Here is a 6167-nt window from a genome sequence, read left to right as displayed (position 1 = left end):
ATAACCCGAAGGTCGTCGTCACTGCGTGATGCGTTCGCTCTTCATAAACCCTGGCTCCCGCAACCACTGAAATAAATAAGAATAAACAGACACTCTTAAAGAGTGTTTTTTTATGTCTAAAATTTAGTGAGTGACTCATAACCCGAAGGTCGTCGTCACTGCGTGATGCGTTCGCTCTTCATAAACCCTGGCTCCCGCAACCACTGAAATAAATAAGAATAAACAGACACTCTTAAAGAGTGTTTTTTTATGTCTAAAATTTGGCGAATGACTTACAACCCAAAAGCCGTCGCTTTACTGTTTACCATGTTCAATTGGCTAATCAGGAAGGAGTAATAAACGGCTATAAAGGTTAATTTAACTCATAGGGTTTATAGGTTAGTTTTGAATATAAAAGGAACTTAGCAGCTTAATTAGTGCTAAAAGTAGTTATTTTTTTAAACTTAGCGTAGCTTATGTAGCAATAACGTAAATATTTTAGCAAGAGTAGGCATGACAGAACTTTACCACTGGTTTGATCTAATAGGTGTTGCAGTATTTGCCATATCGGGCACCTTGGTAGCGTATGAAAAGAAGATGGATGGCTTTGGTGTTGTTGTACTTGCTACCGTAACCGCTATCGGCGGAGGAACTGTTCGCGATGTGATATTAAATGTTCCGGTATTTTGGCTGCACGACCAAAGTTATTTTGCTGCAATTTTAGCTGCAATATTACTAACAACGCGACTAATAAATAAGCAAAGAACCATACCCCACTATAACTTACAAATTGCCGATGCGTTTGGTTTAGCTTTTTTTGCCGTGATGGGCACACAAAAAGCATTGCTTGCCGGTATGCCAGATATGACAGCAGTGATTATGGGGGTTATTACTGGATGTTTTGGTGGCCTAATTCGTGATGTACTTGCCCGAGAGATCCCCATGCTGTTAAAGGGCGAGCTTTATGCAACCACCTGTATAGCAGGGGGAATAGTGTACACCTTGTGTATTAACTTTTCGCTTATCGTTGAAGTTGCGATGATTTTGAGTATGTTGATGACTCTATTACTGCGTTTTGCAGCCATAAAATGGGGTATTGTATTACACGTTTTTAAATATCCCGACTAAACTAAAGCTAAAGGGTATTTATTAGGATAGGGAATGTCGTTAGCTCGCATATATTCTCGTGCTCAGGTGGGCATAAATGCCCCCGAAGTGATTGTTGAGGTGCATTTAGGTAATGGTTTGCCTGCTTTTCATATTGTCGGTTTGCCCGAGGCTTCGGTTAAAGAATCTAAAGACAGAGTGCGTAGCGCACTTGAAAATTCTAAGTTTGGTTTTCCCGATCAACGTATTACTGTTAATTTAGCCCCTGCCGATTTACCAAAAGACGGTGGCCGATTCGATCTTGCTATTGCTGTAGGTATTTTAGTCGCCTCAGGGCAAATAGTGTGCTCTGACATTCATAAATATGAATTTTATGGGGAGCTGGCACTTAACGGTGAGATACGTGGTGTAAATGCTATTTTGCCCTCGGTGCTTGCTGCTAAAGAGCAGGACCGTTGCTGTTTTTTACCACTGGCAAATGATAGCTTAGCCAGTTTAGTTAACGGGGTTAAACGCAAAGCCGTAAGCTCTATTGCAGAAGTGTGGGGCGATTTACTTAATCAGCAACCACTGCCGTTAAATATACAATACCCAGATTGTACGCAAGCTCCTGATTTTTTGCTTGATTTAAGTGATGTGAAAGGCCAGCCTGGGGCAAAGCGAGTACTCGAAATTGCCGCTGCAGGAGGCCATAACTTACTATTTTTAGGACCCCCTGGTACGGGTAAGTCAATGCTGGCTCAACGTATGGCAACCATTATGCCAACCATGTCAGATGATGAAGCAATTGCTACTGCGGCGCTTTATTCTATTATTGGCCAGTCGATTGATTTAACTAATTGGCGACAACGGCCATTTCGCAATCCTCACCATACCTGCTCTGCCGTTGCATTAGTCGGTGGCTCGTCAAACCCTAAACCGGGTGAAATTTCATTGGCGCATAATGGCGTGCTTTTTTTAGATGAGTTGCCAGAATTCGAACGTAAAGTGCTCGATTCGCTGCGTGAACCTATGGAAACTGGTACTGTCACTATTTCGCGTGCGGCAAGGCAAATGGAGTTTCCGGCGCAGTTTCAGCTTATTACGGCGCTAAACCCCAGCCCTACAGGTTGCCATAATGATAAGCGGGCAACGCCTGATCAAGTAATGCGTTATTTGTCGCGTGTTTCGGGGCCGTTTATTGACCGTATTGACTTACAAATTGAATTACCAAGGCTAACGAGTGTTGAGTTACAAAGTAGCAAACCCGAAGAAACCAGTGCAGTAGTAAGAGCGCGAGTAGAGGCTGCTTATTATTTGCAGCTAAAACGCCAAGGTAAAGTGAATGCGCGGTTAAACAATAAAGAAATGAGTATACATTGTGATCTCGCTTCCACTGAGTTGCAGTTTTTAGCCAGAGCGAGTGAAAAACTGGCATTATCGCCACGCTCATACCATAGAATAATTAAAGTAGCGCGTACTATTAGTGATTTAAAAGGGGCGGAGCGTATTAGCTTAGATGAGCTAAAAGAAGCACTTAACTACCGCGCCTTTGAGCGCTTACTAGCGCAATTAACTAAGTACTAAATAGAGAGCATATAACCTTTACCGCGTACGGTAACAATGCGCTTTTGATCTTTTTCATCATTTAATTTTTTACGCAAACGGCCAATTAACACATCAACAGTACGATCGTTTGGGCTCCAATCAGGCTGGCCTATTTCTTCAGATATTTTTTCACGAGAAGTTGCTTTACCTGCGTTACCAATTAAACAAATAAGTACTTTATGTTCCGCTTCGGTTAAGCGCGATTCAGCACCTGTAGCTGTAATTAGTGTGCGGTTGTCGGGGTGTAATTTAAAGTCGGCATATTCTATAAACTCTTCGCCGTTATCATCGTTTTTATCATTGTCTGAATTTAAGTGTGCAATGCGTTTATATAAAGCACGCATGCGCAGCTCTAGTTCAAGTAAGTCTACGGGTTTGCATATGTAGTCGTCTGCGCCTTGGGCAAGGCCAGCAATGCGATCGGCCTGTGAATCACGGCTCGATAATAAAATTACGCCAATATCGGTAAGGGTATTTAGCTCTTTTGCAAGTTGTAAGCCGTCGCGCTTTGGTAAAACAATATCAATAATGGCTAATGAAAAAGCACCGCGCAAATTAACTCGCGACCTTATAGTGCTCAGTGCATCGGCGCCAGTAGGGTCAACTTCTATTGTAAACTCGGTATTTGTAAAATGATTTTGGATGCGTTTAACGAGTAATTCGTCGTCCTCAACCAATAAAACATGAATAGTCATAATACTTTATTGTTAATGCTTATAGTTTTCTATGGTAGCACCATTAAGTAAAGGCTGAGAAGGGCGTTTATTGTTTTTAAGTAAGCTAATGTTTCAAAAGTAGTTAATAAGTTTACAGTTTAGAAAATTTAGCACCTTTAGGGTTTTATTAAAGGTGCTATTTAGCCTGCTGTACTCAGAATAAATATCTTAATCTCAGTTCACTTAATTATTAAAAACAATTTAGCGACTAGTCGTTAGGGTAAAGATAATCCCACCATTGTGGCTCATTTTTAAGTTTTTTATCAAAATAAGCTAGCATGGTATTCCACCAATCAAAACGTTTGTCGCGGGCAATAATTTGATGGTTCGCACCTTTGTATTCTATTAACTCTACATCTTTATTAAGTAATTTAAGTGCAGTGTACATAGTTAAGCTTTCGCCAACGGGTACGTTAGTATCACTGTCACCATGAATGAGTAGCATAGGCGTGGTTACTTTATCGGCATTAAATACCGGGCTATGTTTACTATAAAGCTCGGGGTTATTCCACGGAAAGCTGTTTTTAGACGCTTCGCCAGAATATAAGTAGCCCCACCATCCTTCACCCCAGTAAGATGTGAGGTTAGAAATACCAGCATGAGAAATCGATGCGCTAAATAAGTCGGTTTTAGTTGCTAAATGCATAGTCATAAAACCACCGTAAGAGGCACCTAGGTTGCCTACCTTTTCGCTATCTACATAGTTGTATTTATTTAAAAATGCCTGCGTGCCTGCAATTATATCGTCGCTGGTGTAGTTGCCCCACGCATTAACGTGCTGCGCCGAAAACTTTTGCCCAAAGCCGGTAGCGCCTGTTGGCTGTATTACATAAACCACATACCCGTTTGCCGCCCATAAATTAAACGGATAACGTCCAGTAAAGCCTCGTGTCACTGGCGATGTGCCGCCATAGTAATAAACCAGCGCTGGGTGTTTTTTAGTTTTATCAAGGTTATTTGGGATATAAACACGCCCTGAAATTTCAACGCCATTTTTATTAGTGAAATTAAATTCTTCGAGAGTTGGAATTTGTGTATTTGCATAGCTAAGTGGCTTTGAATCCCAGACTATTTTAGCGGTGTTTTTACTTATATTAAATCGCTTTAATTGTTGTGGACTAGAAGCCGTGGTGCCACTGAGTAATATTTCAATGTTGCGCTCGTTTGAGTAGCTAAACTGCTCAACAATATCTAAACCGGTATTTAATTTTTTAAAGCGCTGCTTACTTAAATCAAATAGGTAGAGCGGTTGGGTGTCGTGCTCAGTAACCTTTAGCAATGCGTCGCCATTGTTTAAAACACTCAGTCTTCCAATTGCTGGATCAAACTGTTTACTGAGTGCTTTAACGTTTTTTCCGCCGTCTGTAAGCAGGTAAAGTTGACCGTCGTAGTTATTCGCTAGCATTTCTTTTGGCAATGCTCTACCTGCCCCATTTTTAAAGTCGGGACCTGCAACAACATACACGTCCTTATTGGCGTACTTGGCCTGATTAAAAGTTTTAAATTTACCCAAAGAAGTAAGCTTATTTGATTTTAAATCAAGCTCTACTAGTTCTGTTTCTGGGTGAGTTGACGTTTGCATAGCGACTACAGGGCGGCTCATTAATAGTTTACCGCGCTTATTGTTAAAGTCTTCAAAGCTATGCGAAAGTGGCCCTTGGCTAAGTGTTTTTATTAAACCACTTTGCGTATCAAGCATATAAACTTGGCTTACTGAACGTGCGTATGACCAGCGATCTTGTAACCCTTTATAATGCTTCGTGAGTTTGTCATTACCCTTGTCAGATGCAGGGTTAGACCAACTAAATATTACACTGTGCTCGTTATAAAAGGTAAAACCGCTAGCGCCTTCTAAGCGAGTAGAGAGGGTTTTTATTGATAAATTTTTACGGTTAAGTTGTTTTAATTCACCATTTAGTAAATACACTAAAAAGCGGTTGTCTGGGCTCCAAATAAGGTTGCTTGGTTGTTCTGCCTCAAAGCGATACAGTGTTTGATTGTCGGTGTTTTTAAGTTCAGTTACATTGTTTGCTTGATTTAGTGTTTTATCATTAAAGCGGCGCGTTGTCGTAATATAGTGCTCTGAGTTTGGCGCTAATGATAAGCCGCTAATAGTGGGAGCATCAAATAATTGTTTTGCCGATAAACGCTTAGTTTGTGAAGTACTAAGGGTAATATTATCGCTCGGTGTTTTTGGTGCAAAGTCGAGTATTACATCGTGCCAATTTGCAACTTGTTGCGCAACAATAATAGCAGTATGACTACCATTATTTAAGGCGAGTTTGTAGCTGCTGTTGTCTGCCTTTTGCAATTCGCCATTTATAAACAATTGCCCTTGTTCAATGCCTTTTAAGGTTAACGTACCTTGGCTAAAACGCGTGGTTTCTATATTAAACTTAAGTGCCTGTAAGCCGCCTAAAGTGAGTGCATTTATTTTATTAAATGGCTGCCAGCTGTGTTTTTTGTCAAACACCGAAAAGTTAGCTACGGGGAGTTGTAGCTGGGGTAATAAGTTACTAATTATGCTATCGCTTTGGGCCGTTTGAAAAGGCTTTAATTGCATGTTTTCAGCCAGTGGACCAATAAATTGAATTTTAGATTTATCAAGCGGCGCTGCAAACGCGGCAAAACTTAAGCTGCTAAGAGTAAAAAGGGCAAAGGAGTGTTTAAATAGTTTATTGCTATGACGCCAAAGTGCGTTAAGTTTCATTATTATACCTATTATTATTGAGTCTTTGGCCAAATATAGCATGTATTGTTATCATGCCCATATATTCA

At 40.6% G+C, this 6167-nt stretch carries 4 protein-coding genes; 2 read left to right on the top strand and 2 right to left on the bottom strand.

All coding sequences use genetic code 11. The annotated features are described in order from the left end of the window. Positions 1–492 precede the first annotated feature (492 nt). Positions 493–1107 carry a trimeric intracellular cation channel family protein gene (locus tag H5079_RS11440; protein WP_011326851.1) on the top strand — a complete coding sequence of 205 codons (615 nt, stop codon included), beginning with the start codon at positions 493–495 and terminating at the stop codon, positions 1105–1107. A 33-nt stretch (positions 1108–1140) separates the two neighbouring features. Beyond that, on the top strand, positions 1141–2652 hold the full coding sequence (locus H5079_RS11435) for a YifB family Mg chelatase-like AAA ATPase (RefSeq protein WP_182684127.1): 1512 nt from the start codon (positions 1141–1143) through the stop codon (positions 2650–2652). On the opposite strand, the gene H5079_RS11430 is transcribed toward H5079_RS11435, so the two are convergent. After that, complete coding sequence (locus tag H5079_RS11430) at positions 2649–3368, bottom strand: response regulator transcription factor (protein WP_011326853.1); 720 nt, start codon at positions 3366–3368, stop codon at positions 2649–2651. The genes H5079_RS11435 and H5079_RS11430 overlap by 4 nt on opposite strands. 229 nt (positions 3369–3597) lie before the next feature. Beyond that, positions 3598–6099 carry a S9 family peptidase gene (locus H5079_RS11425; protein WP_182684126.1) on the bottom strand — a complete coding sequence of 834 codons (2502 nt, stop codon included), beginning with the start codon at positions 6097–6099 and terminating at the stop codon, positions 3598–3600. Positions 6100–6167 lie beyond the last annotated feature (68 nt).

Source organism: Pseudoalteromonas sp. SG44-5 (assembly GCF_014164175.1).
Lineage (GTDB): Bacteria > Pseudomonadota > Gammaproteobacteria > Enterobacterales > Alteromonadaceae > Pseudoalteromonas > Pseudoalteromonas nigrifaciens.
This window is presented reverse-complemented; position numbering and strand designations above follow the sequence as displayed.

Bases quoted from the DNA above. Each gene is read 5' to 3' on its own strand.
- H5079_RS11425 (WP_182684126.1), bottom strand. From the start codon at position 6,099: ATGAAACTTAACGCACTTTGGCGTCATAGCAATAAACTATTTAAACAC.
- H5079_RS11440 (WP_011326851.1), top strand. From the start codon at position 493: ATGACAGAACTTTACCACTGGTTTGATCTAATAGGTGTTGCAGTATTT.
- H5079_RS11435 (WP_182684127.1), top strand. From the start codon at position 1,141: ATGTCGTTAGCTCGCATATATTCTCGTGCTCAGGTGGGCATAAATGCC.
- H5079_RS11430 (WP_011326853.1), bottom strand. From the start codon at position 3,368: ATGACTATTCATGTTTTATTGGTTGAGGACGACGAATTACTCGTTAAA.